General features: G+C 62.2%; 17 protein-coding genes and 3 pseudogenes. 13 read left to right on the top strand and 7 right to left on the bottom strand.

Annotated features, from left to right (window positions below; translation table 11 throughout):
• Window position 1 precedes the first annotated feature (1 nt).
• A complete protein-coding gene (locus J0663_RS06470; RefSeq protein ID WP_207243633.1) occupies window positions 2–739 on the top strand; it encodes a ThuA domain-containing protein in 738 nt (245 codons plus the stop codon).
• A gap of 42 nt (window positions 740–781) precedes the next feature.
• On the opposite strand, the gene J0663_RS06465 is transcribed toward J0663_RS06470, so the two are convergent.
• The 3 genes from J0663_RS06465 to J0663_RS06455 all read right to left on the bottom strand — a co-directional run bounded on the left by J0663_RS06465 (window position 782) and on the right by J0663_RS06455 (window position 3,894).
• Window positions 782–1,693, bottom strand: coding sequence for an SMP-30/gluconolactonase/LRE family protein (locus J0663_RS06465; RefSeq protein WP_207243632.1), 912 nt, complete (start codon window positions 1,691–1,693; stop codon window positions 782–784).
• A 94-nt stretch (window positions 1,694–1,787) separates the two neighbouring features.
• Window positions 1,788–2,609 carry an SDR family oxidoreductase gene (locus J0663_RS06460; RefSeq protein ID WP_207243631.1) on the bottom strand — a complete coding sequence of 274 codons (822 nt, stop codon included), beginning with the start codon at window positions 2,607–2,609 and terminating at the stop codon, window positions 1,788–1,790.
• Between the two features lie 97 nt (window positions 2,610–2,706).
• Window positions 2,707–3,894, bottom strand: a complete 1,188-nt coding sequence (locus J0663_RS06455) for a phytanoyl-CoA dioxygenase family protein (RefSeq protein WP_207243630.1) — start codon at window positions 3,892–3,894, stop codon at window positions 2,707–2,709.
• A gap of 95 nt (window positions 3,895–3,989) precedes the next feature.
• Here J0663_RS06455 and J0663_RS06450 point away from each other — a divergent pair.
• Window positions 3,990–4,217, top strand: a pseudogene (locus J0663_RS06450) (helix-turn-helix domain-containing protein); the annotation flags it as partial.
• Window positions 4,218–4,398: 181 nt separating this feature from the next.
• On the top strand, window positions 4,399–5,616 hold the full coding sequence (locus J0663_RS06445) for an adenylate/guanylate cyclase domain-containing protein (protein WP_207243629.1): 1,218 nt from the start codon (window positions 4,399–4,401) through the stop codon (window positions 5,614–5,616).
• Window positions 5,617–5,629: 13 nt separating this feature from the next.
• Here the strand turns inward: J0663_RS06445 and J0663_RS06440 are convergent, their stop codons facing one another.
• The 3 genes and pseudogenes from J0663_RS06440 to J0663_RS06430 all read right to left on the bottom strand — a co-directional run.
• Window positions 5,630–6,409 (bottom strand): SDR family oxidoreductase, encoded by a 780-nt coding sequence (locus J0663_RS06440; protein WP_207243628.1) that lies wholly within the window; start codon window positions 6,407–6,409, stop codon window positions 5,630–5,632.
• Between the two features lie 80 nt (window positions 6,410–6,489).
• Window positions 6,490–6,885, bottom strand: coding sequence for a DoxX family protein (locus tag J0663_RS06435; RefSeq protein ID WP_207243627.1), 396 nt, complete (start codon window positions 6,883–6,885; stop codon window positions 6,490–6,492).
• Between the two features lie 95 nt (window positions 6,886–6,980).
• Window positions 6,981–7,239 (bottom strand): annotated as a pseudogene (locus J0663_RS06430) (enolase C-terminal domain-like protein); the annotation flags it as partial.
• 146 nt (window positions 7,240–7,385) lie between these two features.
• Between J0663_RS06430 and J0663_RS06425 the strand changes: the two are divergent.
• The 7 genes and pseudogenes from J0663_RS06425 to J0663_RS06395 all read left to right on the top strand — a co-directional run.
• A pseudogene (locus J0663_RS06425) lies at window positions 7,386–7,660 on the top strand (aldose 1-epimerase); the annotation flags it as partial.
• A 91-nt stretch (window positions 7,661–7,751) separates the two neighbouring features.
• Entirely contained in the window at window positions 7,752–8,531 is a 780-nt protein-coding gene (locus J0663_RS06420) for an SDR family oxidoreductase (RefSeq protein WP_207243626.1), read from the top strand.
• 145 nt (window positions 8,532–8,676) lie between these two features.
• The gene (locus tag J0663_RS06415; protein ID WP_207243625.1) at window positions 8,677–9,108 is read left to right on the top strand and encodes an OsmC family protein; all 432 of its coding nucleotides are present in this window, start codon (window positions 8,677–8,679) and stop codon (window positions 9,106–9,108) included.
• A gap of 221 nt (window positions 9,109–9,329) precedes the next feature.
• Window positions 9,330–9,938, top strand: coding sequence for a TetR/AcrR family transcriptional regulator (locus J0663_RS06410; protein WP_207243624.1), 609 nt, complete (start codon window positions 9,330–9,332; stop codon window positions 9,936–9,938).
• 49 nt (window positions 9,939–9,987) lie between these two features.
• Window positions 9,988–11,127: an efflux RND transporter periplasmic adaptor subunit gene (locus tag J0663_RS06405; RefSeq protein WP_207243623.1), complete on the top strand. Its 1,140-nt coding sequence runs from the start codon at window positions 9,988–9,990 to the stop codon at window positions 11,125–11,127.
• Between the two features lie 23 nt (window positions 11,128–11,150).
• Entirely contained in the window at window positions 11,151–14,297 is a 3,147-nt protein-coding gene (locus J0663_RS06400; protein WP_207243622.1) for an efflux RND transporter permease subunit, read from the top strand.
• Window positions 14,298–14,488: 191 nt separating this feature from the next.
• Window positions 14,489–16,393, top strand: a complete 1,905-nt coding sequence (locus J0663_RS06395) for a beta-N-acetylhexosaminidase (protein ID WP_207243621.1) — start codon at window positions 14,489–14,491, stop codon at window positions 16,391–16,393.
• A gap of 48 nt (window positions 16,394–16,441) precedes the next feature.
• Here the strand turns inward: J0663_RS06395 and J0663_RS06390 are convergent, their stop codons facing one another.
• The gene (locus J0663_RS06390; protein WP_207243620.1) at window positions 16,442–17,353 is read right to left on the bottom strand and encodes an ROK family protein; all 912 of its coding nucleotides are present in this window, start codon (window positions 17,351–17,353) and stop codon (window positions 16,442–16,444) included.
• Between the two features lie 200 nt (window positions 17,354–17,553).
• Between J0663_RS06390 and J0663_RS06385 the strand changes: the two genes are divergently transcribed.
• The 3 genes from J0663_RS06385 (at window position 17,554) to J0663_RS06375 (ending at window position 20,811) form a co-directional block, all read left to right on the top strand.
• A complete protein-coding gene (locus J0663_RS06385; protein WP_207243619.1) occupies window positions 17,554–18,213 on the top strand; it encodes an exopolysaccharide biosynthesis protein in 660 nt (219 codons plus the stop codon).
• Between the two features lie 187 nt (window positions 18,214–18,400).
• Window positions 18,401–19,354: a sugar-binding transcriptional regulator gene (locus tag J0663_RS06380; RefSeq protein WP_207243618.1), complete on the top strand. Its 954-nt coding sequence runs from the start codon at window positions 18,401–18,403 to the stop codon at window positions 19,352–19,354.
• Window positions 19,355–19,500: 146 nt separating this feature from the next.
• Complete coding sequence (locus tag J0663_RS06375) at window positions 19,501–20,811, top strand: ABC transporter substrate-binding protein (RefSeq protein ID WP_207243617.1); 1,311 nt, start codon at window positions 19,501–19,503, stop codon at window positions 20,809–20,811.
• Window positions 20,812–20,852: the final 41 nt, after the last annotated feature.

The raw sequence follows: 20,852 nt of genomic DNA, 5'->3' as shown, positions 1-20,852 counted from the left end.
CATGACGATCAAGGTTACGATCTGGAACGAAGGACGCCACGAGCAGCTTCACAAGGAGGTCCAGGATATCTATCCGGATCGCATCGACGGCGCGATTGCCGCCGGCATTGCCCATCCGGATTTCGAAATCCGCCGTGGCACGCTTGACGATCCCGACGAGGGCTTGCCGGACAGCGTGCTCAACGATACCGACGTGCTGCTCTGGTGGGGCCATATGGCGCATGAGGAGGTCAGCGACGGGCTGATCGATCGTGTGCAGCAGCGTGTGCTGAAGGGCATGGGCCTGCTGGTGCTGCATTCCGGCCACCATTCGAAGCTCTTCCGCCGGCTGATGGGCACCAATGCGAACCTCTCCTGGCGCGAGACGCCGGACGGCGATCTGGAACGCGTCTGGGTGGTCAACCCGTCGCATCCGATCGCCGAGGGGCTGCCGCCCTATTTCGAGGTCAATGCCTCGGAAATGTACGGCGAACCCTTCGACATCCCTCAGCCGGACGAACTGGTGTTCATCTCCTGGTATTCGGGCGGCGAGGTATTCCGCAGCGGATGCACGTTCCAGCGTGGCCGCGGACGCATCTTCTTCTTCAGCCCCGGCCACGAGACTTATCCGATCTATCACGCCAAGACCGTTCACAAGGTGATCTCGAACGGCATTCGCTGGGCGCAGCAGAAACACACCGACGGCCGGATCCTGGAGAACTGGCACCGGGCCGAGCCGCTGCACGGCCGCCCGCGGTGAAGGCTAAACGCCACCCGAGCAGTTCGACGGCGCGCTCCATCCTTACGGATATTGTGCGCCGTTCGTCTTGGTATAGATCGAATAGACCGAGCGCGTCGCGGTGATAAAAAGACGGTTCTTCTTCGGACCGCCGAAGGTGAGATTGGACACCGTCTGCGGCACCAGGATCTTGCCGAGCAGTGTGCCGTCAGGCGCAAAGCAGTGCACGCCATCGGACGCACTCGTCCACAGATTGCCGCCGACATCGAAGCGAAAGCCGTCGGGATTGCCGGCGTCGAGGCTGCAGAAATAGCGGCTGTTTTCGAGCTTCCTGCCGTCAACGACGTCGAAAACTCTTATATGGCGCGGCACTTCATGTTTTGCCGAGCCGGAATCGGCAATGTAGAGCTTCGTCTCGTCTGGCGAAAAGGCAAGGCCGTTCGGCTGGATGAAATCCTCCACGACTGCCTCTATCGCGCCGCTTGCCGGGTCTATGCGGTAGACGTTGCGGCTCGGCTGCTCAGGTTCGGCCTTATGACCCTCGTAATCCGAGAGAATGCCGTAGGTCGGATCGGAGAACCAGATCCCGTCATCTGAATGAACGACGACGTCGTTCGGCGAGTTCAGCCGTTTGCCCTTGTAGCTGTCGGCGAGAACAGTGATGCTGCCGTCCAGTTCGGTGCGGGTGACCCGCCGGCCGCCATGTTCGCAGGAGATCAGCCGGCCCTGCCTGTCGCGGGTATTGCCGTTCACATAGTTTGACGGTGAGCGAAAGACCGAGACCGTTCCGTCCGGAGTCCAGCGCATCATGCGTTCGTTCGGGATATCGCTCCAGAGAAGGCAGTTCAGATCGGAAAACCAGACCGGACCTTCCGCCCAGCGGCAGCCGGAATAGAGTTCCTCGAGGGCGGCGCTGCCGATGACCAGAGCGCCGAAACGCTCATCGCGGATGTCATAAAGCGGATTGTCGGCCACGCTGGTTCCTCCCTGAATGCTGCCGTTCCTTCCTATCGACAAAAGCCCGGAGGTGCCAGAGCCCGGCTTATGGAATTGCCGGGCTGCGGTTTTCTCAAAGGGCGGCGACCGGATGCGGTGAGCCGTCATAAGCGCCCCAGATCGACTGGTCGAAGCAGATCACCGAGCCAGTCATCAGGCCGGATTCGGCCGATGACAGATAGGCGCAGGCACGAGCCACCTCATGCGGATCGACGAGACGGCCGAAGGGCTGGCTGGCGGCTGCTTTCTCCAGCCAATCGGCAGGTGCCCCGTGATATTCGCGCTGAATGCGGTCCTCGCCTTCGGAGGCCATCCACCCGATATTGAGGCCATTGACGCGGATGCGGTTGCGCAGCAACGCGTAGGCGGTGTTCTTCGTCAGCGTTTCCAATGCGCCCTTGGAGGCGCAATAGGCGGCGATGAACGGCTGGCCTGCCTTGGCCGACATCGAGCCGATATTGACGATCGTGCCCTCGATCTTTTCGCGCCGCATGACCTTCACCGCCTCCTGCATCAGGAAAAACGGCGCGCGCACATTGACGGCAAACATGGTGTCGAAGAGTTCCGGGCTGGTGTCGAGGATGGTGCCGCGATCGGTGATGGCGGCGGCATTGACCAGGGCGTCGACACGGCCGAAGGTCTCGTCGCAGATGCGCACCACATTGCTCGCGTCCTCGACATTGGCAAGGTCGGCCTTGACGTAAACGACCGCTTTGCCGGTCGCGGTCGAAATCTCCGCAGCCTTCGCCTGGCCCTTGGTTTCGTTGCGGCCGCAGATGACGATGCCCTCCGCACCGCGTTCGGCGAAGACACGGGCGATGGTTGCGCCCAATCCCTGCGTGCCGCCGGTGACGATGGCGATCTTGCCGTCGAGGCGGCTGTGGTTCGTGCTCATGTGGTTCCTCTTTGGTGATGATGTACGAACGGCTTCCCGTGGGTGCGGGAGTCTCTTATGTCGGTGCCGATTGGCGAATGAGCGGGCTCCAGGTTCCCTAGCTCAGTTTCTTCCGCGCCTGCTCGGCAAGTGCTGTCGTGAAGGCCTCATCGCTCCAGCCCTCGCGCAATGCCTCATGCATCAACTGCGCCTGCGTCTTCGGCGCCAGCCCGCCGACTGGCGGGTCGCGGTCCAGATTGGTCGGAAAGGAGTAGCCTTCGGCGCAGGCGGCGACGGCATTGGCGATTTCGTCGGGCGAGAGCTTGCCCTGCAACGTCTTCAGGGCGGGGAAGAGCGTGGCGCTCATCCTCTCGCGGTTGACGGTTTCCATGGCCCGACCGAAGGCGGAGGAAACCTGCAGGAGGTTGGCGACACGCTTGATATCGGCCGAACGGTTGGTGCCGGCCGCGTGGAAGAGGGCGGGGTTGAAGAAGACGACGTCGCCCTTTTCCAGTGGCAGCTGGACATGGTTGGTCTCAAAATAGTCCCGGAACTCCTGCCGCTTCAGCGCGAGATAGCCCGGCAAATAAGTCTGGCTGTGCGGCAAAAAGAGCGTCGGGCCGCTTACGAGCGGCATGTCACAGTGAGCGACCGCGCCCTGCAGCGTCAGCACCGGCGACAGCCGGTGCACATGCGCCGGAAACCGCTCGATTATCTCAGACGACTGAAAGCCGAGATGGTAGTCGCGATGGGCCGACTGCGCCGCACCGCCCGGATTGACGCGATTGACCTGCGCCGTCATCTGGTAGCTCGGACCCAGCCAGGCTTCGCTTGCCAAAGCGATAATGGCGTTGCCGTAATATGCGGCAAAATTCGCCGGATCGGCGAGGCAGTGTTTTTCCAGCGAATTCCAGATGCGGTCGTTGGCGCCGGGCTTGGCGAAGTGATCGCCGCCGCCGGTTGCGGTGCGGTGTTGTTCCTCGATGATGGCGTCAAAGATCGTGCTGGCGCGGTCGATAATGCCGGTGTCTTCGTAAGCGCGCTTGAACACAATGACGCCGGGACCTTCGCCGAAGGCTTCGCAGATTTCCGCCAGCAAGGCGCGCCGGTCTTCTGACGTTCCGGCCGCTGCCGTCACCTTGCGGCTGTCATAGATCAGGATGTTTTTTTCGACCGCCGATGCTGTGGGATATTCGGCAACGTCGGTCGTCTTCTCCGCAAGCCGGCGAAAATCGTCGAGATCGCAGGCGTCTTCGCTGAGCCAGATGCGGTCGGCACGCATTTTCTGCGGGTTATCGGTTTTCATCGCTGCTCCTCCCTGGTTCCGATGGAGGGCACTATACCCCGGGCTGCGAGGTGATATAGATCACTAATCCATCAAAAAACCATCAAGCGGAGCCGATGGCGCATCTCTTTCTCGTTAAGGATATTGCCTTTCAGGCGGGGCTCAGCACCGCAACCGTCGACCGGGTTCTGAACGGCAGGCCGGGTGTACGCCGGCAGACGGAAATGCGGGTGAAGGCGGCAATCGCGGAACTGGAGAAGCAGCAGGCAGGACTGATGGGCAGCGGGCGCACGCTGGCGATCGATATCGTCGTGGAGACGCCGCAGCGGTTCAGCGATGCGGTACACGTTCGGCCTTCAGGGCGATCATGAGCCGGGCACAGGCATCGGGGCGGGCGATTCCCGTCTCGCTTTCATCCATCGAAATCGTCACGCCCTATAATACACTCGCGGGTGATTGAGCCGATTGGATTTCCTTCCAAGCCGAATTCGCGCTACAGCTTAAAGAGGAGTGAAGGTGAGCGGCATGGATTACAGCGACGTCAGCACGATTGCGGCCTGGGTTACGGAGCAGGGACTGAAGGGTGCCTCGGAAGTGGAGCTCATGACCGGCTTTTGTAAAGCCTGTCGGGATGCCGGGCTGCCGCTCGACCGCGGCATGGCATTGATGGACACACTGCACCCCGTGCATGAGGGCCGCGCCTTCCGCTGGGACAGTGTTGAGGAGATCGAAACCGAATTCGAGTATGGTCCGACGAGCTCGGGCGAAGCGGCTGCGAGCTGGCAGCGCTCGGCCTTCTACCATCTTTGGTCGGGCAACGAGCGGGAGGTTCGCCGACGCCTGGGCTTCGGAGATCCGATCGATTTCACCATGCTCGACAAGATCGCCGAGGCCGGCCACACGGATTTCATCGCGATGATGCATCGTTTCAGCGAAGCCGGCACGATCGGTGAGATGGATTGCTTCTTCTCGCATTTCGCAACCAAGCATCCGCAAGGCTTTTCCGATCACGACCTCGCCATCCTGCGCAAGCTTGTGCCGGTGCTGGGGCTGGCGATCAAATGCATCGCGCTCGGGCGCATCGCCCGGACCATCGCGGAGGTCTATCTCGGCGAGGATGCGGCGCGCCAGGTGATGGAAGGCAAGATCAGCCGCGGCAAATCGGAGCGGATTTCGGCGGCACTCTGGTTTTCCGATCTCTTGAACTACACCAAGATTTCCGATCGCGTGCCGCCGGAGGAAATCATCCCGCTGCTCAACGATTACAGCGAGGTGGCGATCTCGGCGATCCACGAGGCCGGCGGCAATGTGCTGAAGCTGATCGGCGACGGTGTTCTTGCCATCTTCAAGGGCGAGCTGCCGGCAGAGACCTGCCGCGCAGCACTTGCCGCTGAATCGCTTCTGCGGGAAAAGCTCGCCAGGCTGAACGGCGAACGCGAGGCTGAAGGCCGGCCGACGACGGATGTCTATATCGGCCTGCATATCGGTGATGTCTTCTATGGCAATATCGGCAGCCAGGACCGGCTGGACTTTACCGTCATCGGCCCTGCCGTCAACGAGGTCAGCCGCATCGCCTCGATGTGCCGTTCGGTCGATCTCAACCTGCTGATCTCCTCCGATTTTGCCGCGGCGATACCGGAGGATCAGCGCGCGGCGCTCGCCTGCGTCGGACGCTATGCGCTGCGCGGCGTGCAACGCGCGCAGGAGCTCTATACGCTCGACGGCGCCCGGCTGAACAACTGACTTCAGGCTTGCTCTATCGCAGCAGGCTCTGCCCGCCATCGATCCAAATGGGTGTGCCGGTGATATGACGGGCGCGGTCCGACGCGAGGAAGAGGATCGCTTCGGCGACATCCTCGCTTGCGCCCTTCTTGCCGTTGGTGATCGGGATTTCGCCCTCCGGCCAGATGACGGGCACCTCGGTTTCTTCGCGATGCCGCATGCTGGTATTAGCGGCAATGCCGGTCTCGATCGCGCCGGGGCAGACGGCATTGATGCGGATGTGATGTTTTCCCAGCTCCAGTGCGAGTTGCTGGACCATGGCAACCTGCGCGGCCTTGGTGGCGGTATAGGCCGTCGCGCCCGGCGTGGTGAAGGTGCGCGTGCCGTTGATCGAGGACACGACGACGATGGAGCCACCGTTCCTCTTGAGATGGGGCACGGTCAGATAGAGCGTCATATAGGTGCCGCGCAGGTTCACGGAAATCGTCTGGTCCCATTCGTCCGGTTTCAGATCGTCGATCGGCGCCCAGACGCCGTTGATGCCGGCATTGGCGATGACGATGTCGATGCCGCCGAAGGCATCGGTCAGCCTGCCGATCGCCGCACGCATCTGGGCCTCGTCGCTGGTGTCGGCGGTCAACGCGATCGACTGGCCGCCGGCGTTGGCAATTTCCCGGCAGGTCTCGGTCACCTCGCTTTCCGTGCGGCTGAGCACAGCGACCCTAGCGCCTTCGGCGGCGAGCTTCAATGCGGTCGCCTTGCCGATGCCGGATCCTGCCCCGGTCACCAACGCGATCTTTCCCTGCAACTCCATGAGCGGGCTCCTCTTTGCCGAGCGGTGGAGAACAATGATCGCGGCGGCTCTTGGTTCCGGAACGGTATCGGACCGATGCACTATTTGACGAGGCTGTGCCTCAACGCCCATTTCTCCGGCCCGTGAACGGCGGCAAAGAGCAGACCGGCGAGGAAGGTGAAATGATCGACGAAGAAGCCGAACTCGGCCTGGTTCTGCTGCCAACGGGATGGTCCGTGGAAGGCGAAGGCGAGGAAGATCACGTAGATGCCGGCGAGCAGGCTCGCCTCGGTGAAGAAGGCGCCTGATATGAAGGCAAGGGCCAAGGCGATCTCGAAAAAGGCTGCGACCCAGGTGAGCAAGGTCCCCATCGGGAAGCCGGCGGCAGCGATATAGCCCGCCGTGGCGCCGATATCAGCGAACTTGAAGCCGGCTGCCATGAAGAAAATGAAACTGAAGATGATGCGGGCGGCGATGATTGCGATTGCTCTGGCCATGTGAAACCTCCTCTTGAGCTTCCATTATGACGGACGAGAGGCCCTATTTCCGACACCACGAACGAAAAAGGGCCGCTTGCGCGACCCTTCCACTCTTACCACTCGGCGAAGCTGCCGTCGGCATGGCGCCAGACCGGGTTGCGCCAGCGATGGCCCTCCTTGGCGCGTTCGATCACATTGGCCTCGTCGACCTCGATGCCGAGGCCCGGCCCCTGCGGGATGGAAACGAAACCATCGGCATGTTGGAACACTTCCTTGTTGGAGATGTTCGAGGATGCCGTTGCCGGTATTGTAGTGGATGCCGAGGCTCTGTTCCTGGAGGAAGGCGTTATAATTGGCGGCATCGACCTGCAGGATGGAGGGGCGGGATGATTATGGGCATTGCCGAAATGTCATGAACCTCTTGAATGTCCAGGCATTCTGTCAATATCTCGTAGGTGGGCCGATGCTGGCTGATCGCGGAGCTGCCCGATGCGGTCGTCAGCTGCGGGGCGACGCGGATGAACCAAGGAACAGCGGTGGACGAAATCGAATTGCGGCACGGCGACCCGTCGTTCGGGTCAGCCATCGTGGTGCCGCCGTCACCGCCGCGAACTATCGGGAGACGCCCTTTCTCGTGGCGGCCGGCGGGTCGGAAGGAACGATGGCGATTTTTGCGATGGTGCCGTTCGGCTATCGCGTGGAAGGCAACGCGATTGCCGGCCGCGACCACTCCTTCCAGCCGAATACGCCTGATCCGCTTTATCGCCGCGGCGACGATGCCTTCGAGGGCTGGAATGGGCGAGCTGTTGTCGCCTTGGGTGAGACCCTGCCGGCAAGGTGACGATCCTGATGTCGTCGCTGCCGGTTCAGCCGGAGGAAAGATGATGGGCAAGCGTTTGCAAGGCAAGAACATCCTGATCACAGGCGCTGCGCAGGGAATCGGCCTTGCGATCGCCAAGGCTTTCCTCAGGGAGGATGCCGCGGTCTTTCTCCTCGATCGCGACGCCGTGCTGCTGGCGAAGGCGGCGAAAGAGCTTCAGAGCACCGGCGGCCGGCTTGGTTTCCTGGCGGCCGACATCACCGATGCCGGAACGATAACCGCATTGGTCGCGCAGGCGAATGAAGAGATCGGGCATCTGAATGCACTCGTCAACAATGCGGGGGTCAACGTCTTCGCCGAACCGCTGAAGACGACAGACGAGGAGTGGAGCCGGTGCTTCGATGTCAATCTCAAGGGAGCTTGGAACTGCTGCAAGGCGGTGCTGCCTGTTATGATCGAACAAGGCGGTGGCGTCATCCTCAATATCGCTTCGACGCATGCCTTCACCATCATCCCGCACACGTTTCCCTATCCGTTGGCGAAACATGCGCTGCTCGGCATGACGAAATCCCTGGGCTTGGAGTACGCGCCCCGCAATATCCGGGTGAACGCGCTGGCGCCGGGTTATGTCTCGACACAGAAGGTGATCGACTACTGGAACAGCTTCCCCGATCCGCAGGCAGCTAAAGCCGAGACGATGAAGCTCCATCCCGGCGGGCGCATCGCAACGCCGGAGGAGATCGCCATGGCCGCGGTTTTCATGATCTCCGACGAATGCCCGTTCATGAACGCTACTTGCCTGACGATCGACGGCGGCCTCAGCGCGCTGCAACATACCGCCTGAAAGACTTTGTCCGCAGATTTTTACGAGCCTGTCGTCTTCCTGGGATAGAGCGTTATATTGTCCGGCGGGGAGCCTATCCAATCTCCCTCAGGGATGGAGCGGCGCCCTGCCGCTTCCTGAAAACGATCGAAAACAGGAGGACGGCATGCAGATCAATCGTACGGCTTCGGCTCATTGGGCCGGTGGACTCAAGGACGGCAAGGGCCTGATCTCGACGCAGAGCGGCGCCCTGAAGGATTATCCCTACGGCTTTGCCAGCCGCTTCGAAGGCATTCCCGGCACCAACCCGGAAGAGCTGATCGGTGCTGCCCACGCCGGCTGCTTCACCATGGCGCTGTCGCTGATCCTCGGCGAAGCCGGCTTCACCGCCGAGCATATGGAAACCTCCGCCAAGGTGACGCTGGAAAGCGTCGAAGGCGGCTTTGCCGTCACCGCCATCCATCTTTCGCTCTCCGGCCGCATTCCCGGCGCGGATGAGGCAACCTTTACCGAACTCGCCAACAAGGCGAAGGCCGGCTGCCCCATTTCCAAAGCGCTCGCCGCCGTTCCGATCACGCTCGACGTCAAGCTCGGCTGATTCCTGTCGCCGCCGACGAAGTGCCGCGCGCGTTTGACGCCGCGGCACTTTTCGTTTGCGTCCGTCTTCCATCATTGCGCCGCTTCAGAACATTCTCGCCTTCTGCCGACAACGCTCGTCGCGGCAGCCGCACAGGTGTGCCGGAGATTGACAAATGATGTTTGAAGGCTTACGACTGACGAAATTCAAAATTCGTCAGTCGTAATTCGAGGCATCGAAAAATGGACGAGATCGCGGAAAATACGCTCGACGTTACGCGGCAGGAGAATGTCACGCGCATTCTCGATGCGGCCGAGCGGCTGTTCCGGCACTATGGCTATAGCAAGACGACGGTGGCCGATATCGCGCGCGACCTCGGTATGTCCCCAGCCAATATCTATCGCTTCTTCGCATCGAAGGTGGAAATCCACCAGGCGCTCTGCGGACGCATGCTCGCCGCCGCCTATCAGATGGCTTACGACATCCGCCATCAGCCGATCAGCGCAAGCGAACGCCTGCGCCGCTATGTCGAAGCCCAGCACCAGATGACGCGGGATGTGATGCTCGACGAGATGAAGGTGCACGAGATGATCGTCGTCGCGATCGAGCGCGACTGGCACGTCATCGAAAAACACATCGACCGCATCCATGACCTCATCGCCGAAATCATTGCCGAAGGCATTGCAGCCGGTGAGTTCGCCGAGCAGGACCCGGTCGTTGCTTCGCGCTGCTTCGGCGCGGCGACGAACACGCTCTGTCATCCGCAGATGGTGGCGCAATGTCTCGCCAAGACGAACCGCGCAAGCGTCGACGAACTGATCGACTACGTGATCAAGGCGTTGAAGAAATAATAGACGGCAGCCGCCGTCGATCCCCCGAAACGATCCAGGAGTGCGGACGATGTTTTCGCTCAAGACCCTCAGCCATCGCATGCCGTCCGTCATCCGTCTCGCGCTCGTCAGCGCCATCGGCCTCGGCGTTGCCGCCTGCTCGGAAGAGAAGGCTGAGGTCAAGCAAGTCGTCCGACCAGTGAAGGTCGTGGAGATCGCCAAGGCCGGCGACAGCCGCAAGCTCGATTATTCCGGCTCGGTCAAGGCGCGCACCGAGATGAACCTCGGTTTCCGTGTCGCGGGCAAGATCACCGAACGCCTGGTCGATATCGGCGACCGGGTGACGCCGGGCGACGTTCTGGCCCGCGTCGACTCCACGGATTACCAGCTGGCGGTGAAGACGGCGGAAGCCAATCTCGCCGCGGCCGAAAGAGCCGTCGAAACCGCCGACCTCGCCAATAGACGCGCCGAGCAGCTGTTCGACAAGAACGTCGCCCCGAAGTCGCAGCTCGAACAGGCCGCACTCAGCCATGACCAGGCGATCTCGCAGCGCGATGCCGCGCTTTCGGCGCTCGACCAGGCGAAGAACCAGGTGAGCTATACCGAGCTTAAGGCCGGCCAGAACGGCATCGTCACCGCGATCAATGCCGATATCGGCCAGGTCGTCGGCTCCGGCGCCGCCGTCGTCACCGTCGCCGTCGACGGCGAGAAGGAAGTGCAGATCGCGGTTCCGGAAAGCGACATTGCCGAATTCAGGCCGGGCAAAACGGTCAAGGCGAGCTTCTGGGCCGACGACAAGCTGATACTCGACGGCAAGGTGCGCGAGGTTTCCGGTAGCGCCGACCAGCAGTCGCGCACCTTTGCGGTTCGGGTGAGCCTGCCGAACGATCCGCAGGTTCTGCTCGGCATGACGGCGACGATCGAGGCCGATGTCAGCAACGCCAACAGCTATGTCTCGATTCCGCTCAGCGCGCTGGCCGAAAAGGACGGCAAGCAGATGGTCTGGACCGTCGACCGCGACACGGCGACCGTGCATGGCCGCGACATCAAGGTCGCCGATTTCACGGGCGACGGCGTGCATGTGAGCGAAGGCCTCGATACCGGCGATCTCGTCATTTCTGCCGGCACGCAGTTCATGAGCGAGAACCTGAAGGTGAGGGTGCCGAACCAGCAGTCGGCCTTGGCCGATACCGACCAGACCGTCCGCTGATCGCGTCATAAGAGGACAGGACCATGGATGCCACCACCACCGACAAGCGGCCCTTCAATCTGTCGCGCTGGGCGATCGGCCATCCGAGCATCGCCCGCTTCCTCTTCGGACTGATCATCATCACCGGCGTGCTCGGCCTGATGCGCATGGGTCAGCGCGAGGATCCCGAATTCACCTTCCGCGTCATGGTCGTGCAGGCGATCTGGCCGGGCGCTTCCATCCAGGAAATGGAAGATCAGGTCGTCAACAAGATCGAACGCAAGCTGCAGGAAACGCCGCATATCGACTGGGTCAAGTCCTATACGCGGGCGGGCAGCGCGATCATCACCCTGCAGGTCAAGGGCGACACGAATTCGAAGGATGTGGCGGACGCCTTCTACCAGGTGCGCAAGAAGGTCGGCGACATCTCCAGCGAGCTGCCGCAGGGGCTGCTCGGCCCCTATTTCAACGACGAATTCGGCGATACCTTCATCACGCTGCATTCGATCAGCGGCGATGGCTATTCCTATCCGGAACTGAAGAAATTCGCGATCCAGGCGCGCGACATGCTGCTGACGACGGCGGGTGTCGAAAAGGCTGTGATCATCGGCGACCAGCCTGAGAAGATCTATATCGACGTCTCGTCCAAGGCGCTCGCCGAGCGCGGCCTGACAATCCTCGACCTGCAGAACGCCGTCAGGGGCCAGAACAATGTCGATCCGGCGGGTTCGGTCGATACGGGCGTGCGCTCGGTGCGCATCTCGGTCGAGGGCGATGTGAAGAAGGCGGCCGATATCCGCGAACTGCGTCTGCGCGCCGGCGGTCAGGTGACGCGCCTCGGCGACATCGCCACCGTCAGTTCCGGTCTCGAAGATCCCTATCAGCGCAAATATCGTTTCAACGGTCACGACAGCGTTCAGGTCGGCGTCGTTATGGCCAAGGGCTTCAACGTCACCGATGTCGGCAAGGATGTGGAGGCGACCTATCAGCGCTTCGAGGAATCGCTGCCTTACGGCGTCGCCGTCGATCAGATCGCCAACCAGCCCGACGTGGTGACGGATGCGATCAGCGAATTCATGCATGCGCTCGGCGAAGCCCTCATCATCGTGCTCGTCGTCTCGTTCCTGTCGATCGGCTGGCGCTCCGGCCTCGTCATCGCCATCGCCATTCCGCTGGTGCTCGCCGCTACCTTCGCGCTGATGTACGAACTCGGCATCGACCTGCAGCGCATCTCGCTCGGCGCGCTCATCATCGCGCTCGGCCTGCTCGTCGACGATGCGATGATCGTCGTCGAGATGATGGAGCGAAAGCTGGAGGAGGGGCTGGTCAAGATCGACGCGGCAAGCTTCGCCTATTCCTCGACCGCCTTCCCGATGCTGACAGGGACGCTCATCACCACGGCCGGCTTCATTCCCGTGGGTTTTGCCGCATCGACGGCGGGCGAATACGTGCGTTCGCTGTTTTATGTCGTCGGCATCGCGCTGGTCACTTCGTGGTTCGTCGCGGTCTATTTCACGCCGTGGCTCGGCTATATGATCCTCAAGCAGCGCCACCACGCCGGCGAGCATCACGATGCCTTCGATACTAGCTTCTATCGCCGGCTACGCGGTACGGTCGCCTGGGCGGTTCGCCATCGGGTCATCGTACTGCTCCTGACGCTCGGCACTTTCGTTACCAGCCTCTGGGCCTTCCAGTTCATTCCGCAGAATTTCTTCCCGCAATCCTCGCGGCCGGAAATCCTCGTCGATCTGTGGCTGCCCGAGGGCACCAGCATCCGGGAAGTCGAGGTGCAGGCAAAGGCGCTCGAAGCCAAGATGATGGCCGATCCCGACAAGCGGTTCATCGCCACCTATATCGGCGAGGGCGCGCCGCGCTTCTTCCTGCCGCTCGATCAGCAGTTGCGCAATCCGAACTTCGCCCAGCTTCTCGTGATGGCCAATGACGAACCGGCGCGCGAACGGCTGATCGTCAAGCTGCGCACCATCCTCGCGGAGGACTTCCCCGAAATCCGTGGCAAGGTCGACCGCCTCTTCCTCGGCCCGCCGACGGGCTGGCCCGTGCAGATGCGGATCATGGGGCCCGACCGTCAGGAAGTGCGTGAAATCGCCGACCAGGTGAAGGCGCGCTTTACGGCCAACCCTATGCTCGGCGCCATCCATGACGATTGGCTGGAGCAGGTGCCGGCGATGAAGCTGGTGATCGACCAGGACCGCGCCCGGGCGCTCGGCGTCACCTCGCAACGTGTGCGCCATATGCTGCAGACCGCCATGTCTGGTGCGCCGCTCGACGATTTTCGCGACGGCGAGGAGACGGTCTCGATCGTTGCCCGCGAACCCGATGCCAGCCGCTCGCTGCTGTCGGCGGTCAACTCGGTCTATGTGCCGACGGATTTCGGCGGCTTCGTGCCGGTCTCGCAGGTCGCCAAGGTCGTGCCCGTCACGGAACAGGGCATCGAGTGGCGGCGCAACCGGCTGCCGACGATCACCGTGCGTGCGACGCTGCCTGATGGTGTACAGCCGAACGACGTTGTCATGAAGATGTATGCCGATATGAAGGACCTGCGCGACAGCCTGCCGGCCGGCTACAATGTCGAGATCCAGGGCGGCGCCGAGGATGCGGCGGAAAGCCAGATGTCGATCGCCGCCAAGGCGCCGATCATGCTCGCCGTCATCGTCGTGCTGCTGATGGTCCAGCTGCAGCATTTCGGCAAGGCGATGCTGGTGCTTGCCACCGGGCCGCTCGGCATCATCGGCGCTGCGGCAGCCTTGCTGATCAGCGGCGCGCCCTTCGGCTTCGTGGCGATCCTCGGCGTCATCGCGCTGCTCGGCATCATCATGCGCAACTCGATCATCCTGGTCGACCAGATCGACCAGGACATCAAGGCGGGCATGCATCGGCAGGAGGCGATCGTCGGGGCGGCCGTACGGCGTTTCCGGCCGATCATGCTGACGGCGCTAACCGCCGTTCTGGCGCTGATCCCGATTTCGCGCGGCGTCTTCTGGGGTCCGCTCGCCTACGCAATGATGGGCGGCATCCTGGTTGCCACAGTGCTCACCATTCTGGTTCTGCCCGCCGGCTACGCGCTTTTCTTCGGCCGGGAGCCGAAGGTGAAGGACGAGCCGGGCCGGGATGCCGACGCCCTCCAGGAAGAGGCGGATGTCAGACATCCGCCGGCGTTGGCAGCCGAGTGAAAACGGCGCGGCGAAAGCCGCGTCGTTTTCCTTAGCCACAGCTTATCACCCAGCCTGTCGCAGCGGATTTCTCGCCGAGGTCTGGTTCCCTCGGTTCGCGGCGATTCCACTGCCGCCTCGAAAAAGCTAAGCTTGTGCGGCCGGTACACTCGCCGCGAACCCGGCTGTTCATTGATGGGAAGGGCGCGACCATGGCCGAGTATCGTCTGGAAACAAGCTGGCGCCCGGTCGAAGGCAGTTTCGGGTGCCTAACCTTCACGCTCTTCAACCTTTCGACCGAGGCGCTGTCCGGCTTCTCGCTCGCCTATACCTCCGAGACACGGATTGCCGAGAAGCATGTCTGCGACGGCGGCAGCCTCAAGCGACAGGTCGCGCATTTCCACGAATTCCTGCCGCCCGAGGGGCTGAGCATTCCCCCCGGCGGGCGCTGGCGGTTCTCGGTGGATGGATTGACCAGAGCGCCAAAACATCTGACAGCGGGCGTCAAATCCGCCTATCTGACACTCGGCGACGGCCGATACGTTCCTGTCGCCTTCGGGCCTCTCCTTCTCGACGGCAGGGATGGCGCTGCACCGCCGCCGCTCCTGTCGCCGGACCGGGTCGAGGAACCTTATTCGCTTCTGCCCTGGCCGATGTCGCTCGGACTAAAGGCGGGAGGGCTGCCTGATATCCTCTATCCGGCCGAGAGGACGCGGCCCGATGCGATCAAAGCCGTGTCGGTGGTTGTCTCGCTTTATCAACGGCTCTATCCGACCGAAAAGGTGCCGTTCTCGCTCTGCGCCGTAAAAAGCGGCCGGGCCGTTCGTTTCATGATCGAATCATCGATCGCCGCCTTCGCCTACGAGCTGCGCTTCTCCGCGCATGAGATCGTGCTTTCCAGCGCGGATGCCGCCGGCCGGCACTACGGGCTGATCAGCCTGGCCCAACTGCTGCACGGCGCCCGCGCGGAACGGGAGATCTTCAAGTTCCCGAATTTCGGCGCGATCGCGGATCAGCCGCGTCATGGCTGGCGCGGCTGCCATCTGGACGTATCCCGGCAGTTCTACCCGGTGTCGGATATCATGCGGCTGATCGATATCCTCGCCTGGAACAAGCTCAACATTTTCCATTGGCACCTGACCGACGACGAAGCCTGGCGGCTGGAGATCAAGGCTTATCCGGCGCTGACGGAAATCGGTGGGCGGCGCGGACCTGACGAAGTACTTGTGCCGCAGCTCGGCGACGGGGCGGAAACGCGCTCGGGCCATTACAGGCAGGAGGAGGTGAGGCAGATCGTTGCGCATGCGGCCGCGTTGCATATCGAGGTCGTGCCGGAAATAGATATTCCCGGACACAGCACCGCGACGCTGCTCTCGCTGCCCGAACTCGTCGACGGGCAGGAGTCACCGGACAGCTACCGCGCGGTGCAGGGTTACTCCAACAATGCCCTCAACCCGGCGGTGGAATTCACCTATGAATTTCTCGGCAAGGTGTTCGATGAGATGGTGACGCTGTTTCCTAGCGAATATATCCACATCGGCGGCGACGAGGTGGCGAAGGGCGCCTGGCTTTCCTCGCCGCTCTGCAAGGCGCTGATGGAGCGGGAGAAGCTTGCCGGCACCGCCGAGCTGCAGTCCTATTTCCTCAAACGCGTCAAGACCATGCTGTCGGAGCGCGGCAGGAAGCTAGCCGGCTGGAACGAGGTCGCGCACGGCGGCGGCGTCGAGCCCGACGGGACGCTGCTGATGGCCTGGGAAAAGCTGACCGTCGGTATCGAGCTGGCGCAGGGAGGCTACGACGTGGTGATGACGCCGGGCCAGGCCTATTATCTCGACATGGCGCAGGCGGAAGCTTGGGACGAGCCCGGCGCGAGTTGGGCAGGTTACGCGCCGCCGGAACACACTTACGCCTACGAGGCGGAGCTTCCGGAGGCCGTGCAGGCGAAGTTGCGGGGCATCCAGGCCTGCATCTGGACCGAGAACTTCGCGTCCCGCGCCTATTTCAACCGGCTGGTCTTCCCGCGGCTGTCGGCCGTGGCTGAAGCCGCGTGGACGCCTTTGGCACGCAAGGATTGGGACCGGTTTGCAGCGATCGTGCGGATGTGGCCGGTGCTCTAAGAAAAGGTCGCGCTTTGGCGGTTTAGTCTAGAGCAATAGCAAGGCCTGTCAGGCCGCTTCGGCCCTCAAGCCCAAAAGCGCCGCGCCGATCAGGCCGGGTTCGATGCGGCATTGGCTGCGCACCACCAGCGGCCGGTCGAACTTGCGCAGGATGCGCGTACGCACGGCTTGGTCGAGCTCGGCGAGGAGCGGTCCGACGTTGGACAGCCCGCCACCGACCGGCACGATGGTGGCGCCGGTGATGTTGATCGTCAGTGCAAGCGGCGAAGCGACGAGATCGACATAGACATCGATCGTCCGTGTCGCCCTTTCCTCGTCCTGCCGCCAGGCATTGATAATCTCTTCGCTGGAGAGGTCGAGATCATGCAGCGTCTTGTGCAGGCGCTCCAGGCCGCGGGCGCCGCCGACAGTGTCGACGCAGCCCTTCTGACCGCAGCCGCAGGCATAGGCGGGAATGGCTGCGGGCGGATTGCCGGCCGAGGATGCGATGATCGGTCCGTGACCCCATTCGCCGGCAAAGCCGCCGGCCTCGTTGACCAGGCGTCCGTCGGCAACCAGCCCGCCGCCGACGCCGGTGCCGAGGATAGCGCCGAAGACAATGCGGTGGCCGCGGCCGGCGCCGAGGCCGGCTTCGGCAATCGCGAAACAATCGGCATCGTTGGCGATCAGCACGGCCAAGCCGAGTTCGGCTTCAAGGTCAGCCGCGAGCGTGCGGCCGTGGATGCAGGGAATGTTGGCGCAGGTCAGCCGCTGCGTATCGGGATCGACGACGCCGGCGATGGATAGCGCAATCCGGCTCGGCTCCTCGCCGGTCTCGGCGATGATGGCGCGCAGGGTATCGACGAAAGCGGCAAAATCATCCTTCGGTGTTGGCCGGCGGCCAAGGGGGACGATGTCAGTTTCGGAGCGGGCGATGCCGCCCTTGATGGCGGAGCCGCCGATGTCGAACGAAATGATCATTGCTCTTTGCCGTTCTCTGGTCTCCAGCGTCTGCTCGCACTGTTGACGGCAAATTACAAGCCTTCAATCTGTCGTTCGCCATGTGCTCGCGCGGTCAAGAAAAAGGATTGCCGCAAAAGCCAACCCTGTCCCGCAAGTCATTCAATTGGCATATTGCGCAGTCAAAGTCCGAGCCCGCACTTCTATCGCCCACTGGTATCATGACTATCGAAAACGCTGAATCCCATAGACGCAGACGACCGCGCCCGCCGCGTCCCAAAGGCCGCCGCCTCTCGTCCATTCTACGGCAACTCGCCGCCGACCGCAGCCGGGAGCGGATTTCGATCGGCGACCTGTTCCAGACGATGGGCGACAGGGCGATCAGCGCGCTGATGCTGATCTTTGCGCTCCCGAACGCCTTCCCCACGCCGCCCGGCACCTCCGCCCTGCTTGGCGCGCCGCTGGTGTTCCTCGCGGCGCAGCTGACCTTCGGGCTGAAGCCCTGGCTGCCGAAGGCGATTGCCGACCGTTCGGTGCGGCGGGAGGATTTCGAGACGATCGTCGTCCGTGTCCATCGCTGGCTCGCCTGGGCCGAGCGGATGCTGAAACCGAGGCTTGCGATCTTCGCGGAGCCGCCGGCGGAGTATTTCGCCGGTCTCGCATGCCTGCTTTTGTCGATCGTGCTGGTGCTGCCGGTTCCGCTCGGCAATATCCTGCCGGCGATCACGATCTCGGTCTTCGCTTTCGGCATTATGGGCCGCGACGGGCTCTTCGCGCTCATCGGTTTCGCAATGACGGCCATATCGCTCGTCGTCGCCGGTGGCGTGATCTACGGTCTGGCGAAGGCTGGGATCTATTTCGTCGTGCAATGGTTTGCCTGAACAGACGAGGTTAGAGTCGTTCCGCGTTAGATTGAAGCATTCTGCCGCTGCCCGGAAAGGCTCTAATTGGGCAGGGCGCTGTCAACAGGCTCGACATTTTCAGGAATTTTGTTTTCATCTGGCGCAGTACAGACTCGAAATCATATTCGGCGGCGGCAGCCGGCTCACTTTGCGCGGTAGGCATTCAATGGCAAAAAGATCCGAGACCCCTGGACGGCTCGATGACGCGGCGCGCGCCGGTTGGCTTTATTACGTCGCCGGACGCACCCAGGACGAAATCGCTACCTCGATGGGTATCTCGCGACAATCGGCGCAGCGGTTGGTGTCGCTCGCGGTCGCCGAGCGTCTCATCAAGGTGCGGCTCGACCATCCGATCGCCGCCTGCCTGGAGCTTGCCAACGAGCTGCGGCGGAAATTCGGGCTGAAACATGTGGAGGTGGTGCCGAGCGATCCGGGTTCGTCGTCGACCACCGTCGGCATTGCCGAGGCGGCGGCGGCGGAGATCGAACGCTGGCTGAAGCGGGCGGAGCCGATCGTGCTTGCGGTCGGCACGGGCCGTACCCTGAAGGCGGCCGTCGACCAGTTGCCGGCGATCGAATGTCCCAACCATCGCATCGTCTCGCTGACCGGCAATATCGCGCCGGACGGCTCGGCCGCCTATTACAACGTCATCTTCAGCATGGCGGATGCAGTAAAGGCGCGGCACTATCCGATGCCGCTTCCGGTGCTCGTCACCTCGGCCGAGGAACGAGAGCTGCTGCATGGCCAGCAGCTGGTGCGCTCGACGCTCGACATGAGCGCACAGGCCGACGTCACCTTCGTCGGCATCGGCGAACTCGGCATCGACGGGCCGCTCTGCGTTGACGGTTTTCTCGAGAAGGACGAGATGATGGAGCTGATGCGCGGCGGCGCGGTCGGCGAGATCTGCGGCTGGATCTTCGACGTCGATGGCAGGCTGCTCGACAACCCGATCAACGAGCGCGTCGCGTCCGCGCCGATCCCTTCCCGGGACGCGTCGATGGTCATCGGACTCGCCAAGGGAAAGCGCAAATTCAAGGCGATCAAGGCTGCCGTTGTCGGCCACCAGATCAACGGATTGATCACCGACGAAGAGACGGCTGAGTTTTTGCTCAAGAGTTGAGCAAAAATTTTATAATTCAAAATCAATAGGATGAATATGTCTTTCGGCATCGCAGCAACGATTGCCGATTGACATTTTTTGTCTCCTGGTGAGTAATTGCTCATGAGCAAAGCGAATGCTCACATCTCGTCTTCTGGGAGGAAGATATGACATTGAGAACTTTTCTGCTGGGCGCCTGCTCAGCACTGGCGTTTGCCGGCATGGCTTCGGCCGAGACGCTGACAATCGCGACCGTGAACAACGGCGACATGATCCGAATGCAGAAGCTGACAGATGACTTCAAGGCGAAGAATCCCGGCATCGACCTTGAATGGGTCACCCTCGAAGAAAACGTCCTGCGCCAGAAGGTGACGACCGACATAGCGACCAAGGGCGGCCAGTACGACGTTTTGACGATCGGCACCTATGAGGTTCCGATCTGGGCCAAGCAGGGCTGGCTGCTGCCGCTCGACAATCTCGGCGACAGCTACGACGTGAACGACCTGCTGCCCGCCATCCGCAGCGGCATCAGTCAGGACGGCAAGCTCTATGCAGCCCCGTTCTACGGTGAAAGCTCGATGGTCATGTACCGCAAGGACCTGTTCGACGCCGCCGGCCTGAAGATGCCCGACGCGCCGACCTGGGATTTCATCGCGGACGCTGCGAAGAAGATCACCAACAAGGACAAGGAAATCTACGGCATCTGCCTGCGCGGCAAGGCCGGCTGGGGCGAGAATATGGCCTTCCTGACGGCTATGGCGAACTCCTTCGGCGCACGCTGGTTCGACGAACAGTGGAAGCCGCAGTTCGACCAGCCTGAGTGGAAGGACACGCTGACCTTCTACGTCAACCTGATGAAGGAAGCCGGCCCTCCCGGTGCTTCTTCCAACGGCTTCAACGAAAACCTGGCGCTCTTCCAGACCGGCAAGTGCGGCATGTGGATCGACGCAACGGTCGCCGCTTCCTTCGTCAGCAACCCGAAGGAATCCACCGTCGCGGACAAGGTCGGCTTTGCGCTGGCTCCGGACAAGGGCCTCGGCAAGCGCGGCAACTGGCTCTGGGCCTGGAACCTCGCCATACCGGCAGGCTCTCAGAAGTCTGAGGCAGCCGAGAAATTCATCGCCTGGGCAACGAGCAAGGAATACACCGCCCTCGTCGCCGAGAAGGAAGGCTGGCTGAACGCACCTCCCGGCACCCGCACCTCGCTTTATGCAAATGCGGACTACCAGAAGGCCGCGCCCTTCGCCAAGATGACGCTCGACTCGATCAACTCGGCCGATCCGACCAAGCCGACCGTCAAGCCGGTCCCCTATGTCGGCGTCCAGTTCGTGGCGATCCCGGAATTCCAGGGCATCGGCACCGCGGTGGGCCAGCAGTTCTCGGCAGCTCTTGCCGGCCAGATTTCGGTCGATCAGGCGTTGCAGAGCGCACAGCAGCTGGCAACCCGTGAAATGACCAAAGCCGGCTACATCAAGTAAAACCTCCTGAGCAAGAGGCGGATACTTGACAATCCGCCCCT

Origin of the sequence: Rhizobium lentis (genome assembly GCF_017352135.1) — a bacterium.
Taxonomy (GTDB): domain Bacteria; phylum Pseudomonadota; class Alphaproteobacteria; order Rhizobiales; family Rhizobiaceae; genus Rhizobium; species Rhizobium lentis.
This window is presented reverse-complemented; position numbering and strand designations above follow the sequence as displayed.

Bases quoted from the DNA above. Each gene is read 5' to 3' on its own strand.
- J0663_RS06385 (WP_207243619.1), top strand. From the start codon at position 17,554: ATGACTATCGAAAACGCTGAATCCCATAGACGCAGACGACCGCGCCCG.
- J0663_RS06420 (WP_207243626.1), top strand. From the start codon at position 7,752: ATGGGCAAGCGTTTGCAAGGCAAGAACATCCTGATCACAGGCGCTGCG.
- J0663_RS06395 (WP_207243621.1), top strand. From the start codon at position 14,489: ATGGCCGAGTATCGTCTGGAAACAAGCTGGCGCCCGGTCGAAGGCAGT.
- J0663_RS06410 (WP_207243624.1), top strand. From the start codon at position 9,330: ATGGACGAGATCGCGGAAAATACGCTCGACGTTACGCGGCAGGAGAAT.
- J0663_RS06455 (WP_207243630.1), bottom strand. From the start codon at position 3,894: ATGAAAACCGATAACCCGCAGAAAATGCGTGCCGACCGCATCTGGCTC.
- J0663_RS06435 (WP_207243627.1), bottom strand. From the start codon at position 6,885: ATGGCCAGAGCAATCGCAATCATCGCCGCCCGCATCATCTTCAGTTTC.
- J0663_RS06405 (WP_207243623.1), top strand. From the start codon at position 9,988: ATGTTTTCGCTCAAGACCCTCAGCCATCGCATGCCGTCCGTCATCCGT.
- J0663_RS06375 (WP_207243617.1), top strand. From the start codon at position 19,501: ATGACATTGAGAACTTTTCTGCTGGGCGCCTGCTCAGCACTGGCGTTT.
- J0663_RS06445 (WP_207243629.1), top strand. From the start codon at position 4,399: ATGGATTACAGCGACGTCAGCACGATTGCGGCCTGGGTTACGGAGCAG.
- J0663_RS06400 (WP_207243622.1), top strand. From the start codon at position 11,151: ATGGATGCCACCACCACCGACAAGCGGCCCTTCAATCTGTCGCGCTGG.
- J0663_RS06390 (WP_207243620.1), bottom strand. From the start codon at position 17,353: ATGATCATTTCGTTCGACATCGGCGGCTCCGCCATCAAGGGCGGCATC.
- J0663_RS06415 (WP_207243625.1), top strand. From the start codon at position 8,677: ATGCAGATCAATCGTACGGCTTCGGCTCATTGGGCCGGTGGACTCAAG.
- J0663_RS06440 (WP_207243628.1), bottom strand. From the start codon at position 6,409: ATGGAGTTGCAGGGAAAGATCGCGTTGGTGACCGGGGCAGGATCCGGC.
- J0663_RS06460 (WP_207243631.1), bottom strand. From the start codon at position 2,609: ATGAGCACGAACCACAGCCGCCTCGACGGCAAGATCGCCATCGTCACC.
- J0663_RS06380 (WP_207243618.1), top strand. From the start codon at position 18,401: ATGGCAAAAAGATCCGAGACCCCTGGACGGCTCGATGACGCGGCGCGC.
- J0663_RS06470 (WP_207243633.1), top strand. From the start codon at position 2: ATGACGATCAAGGTTACGATCTGGAACGAAGGACGCCACGAGCAGCTT.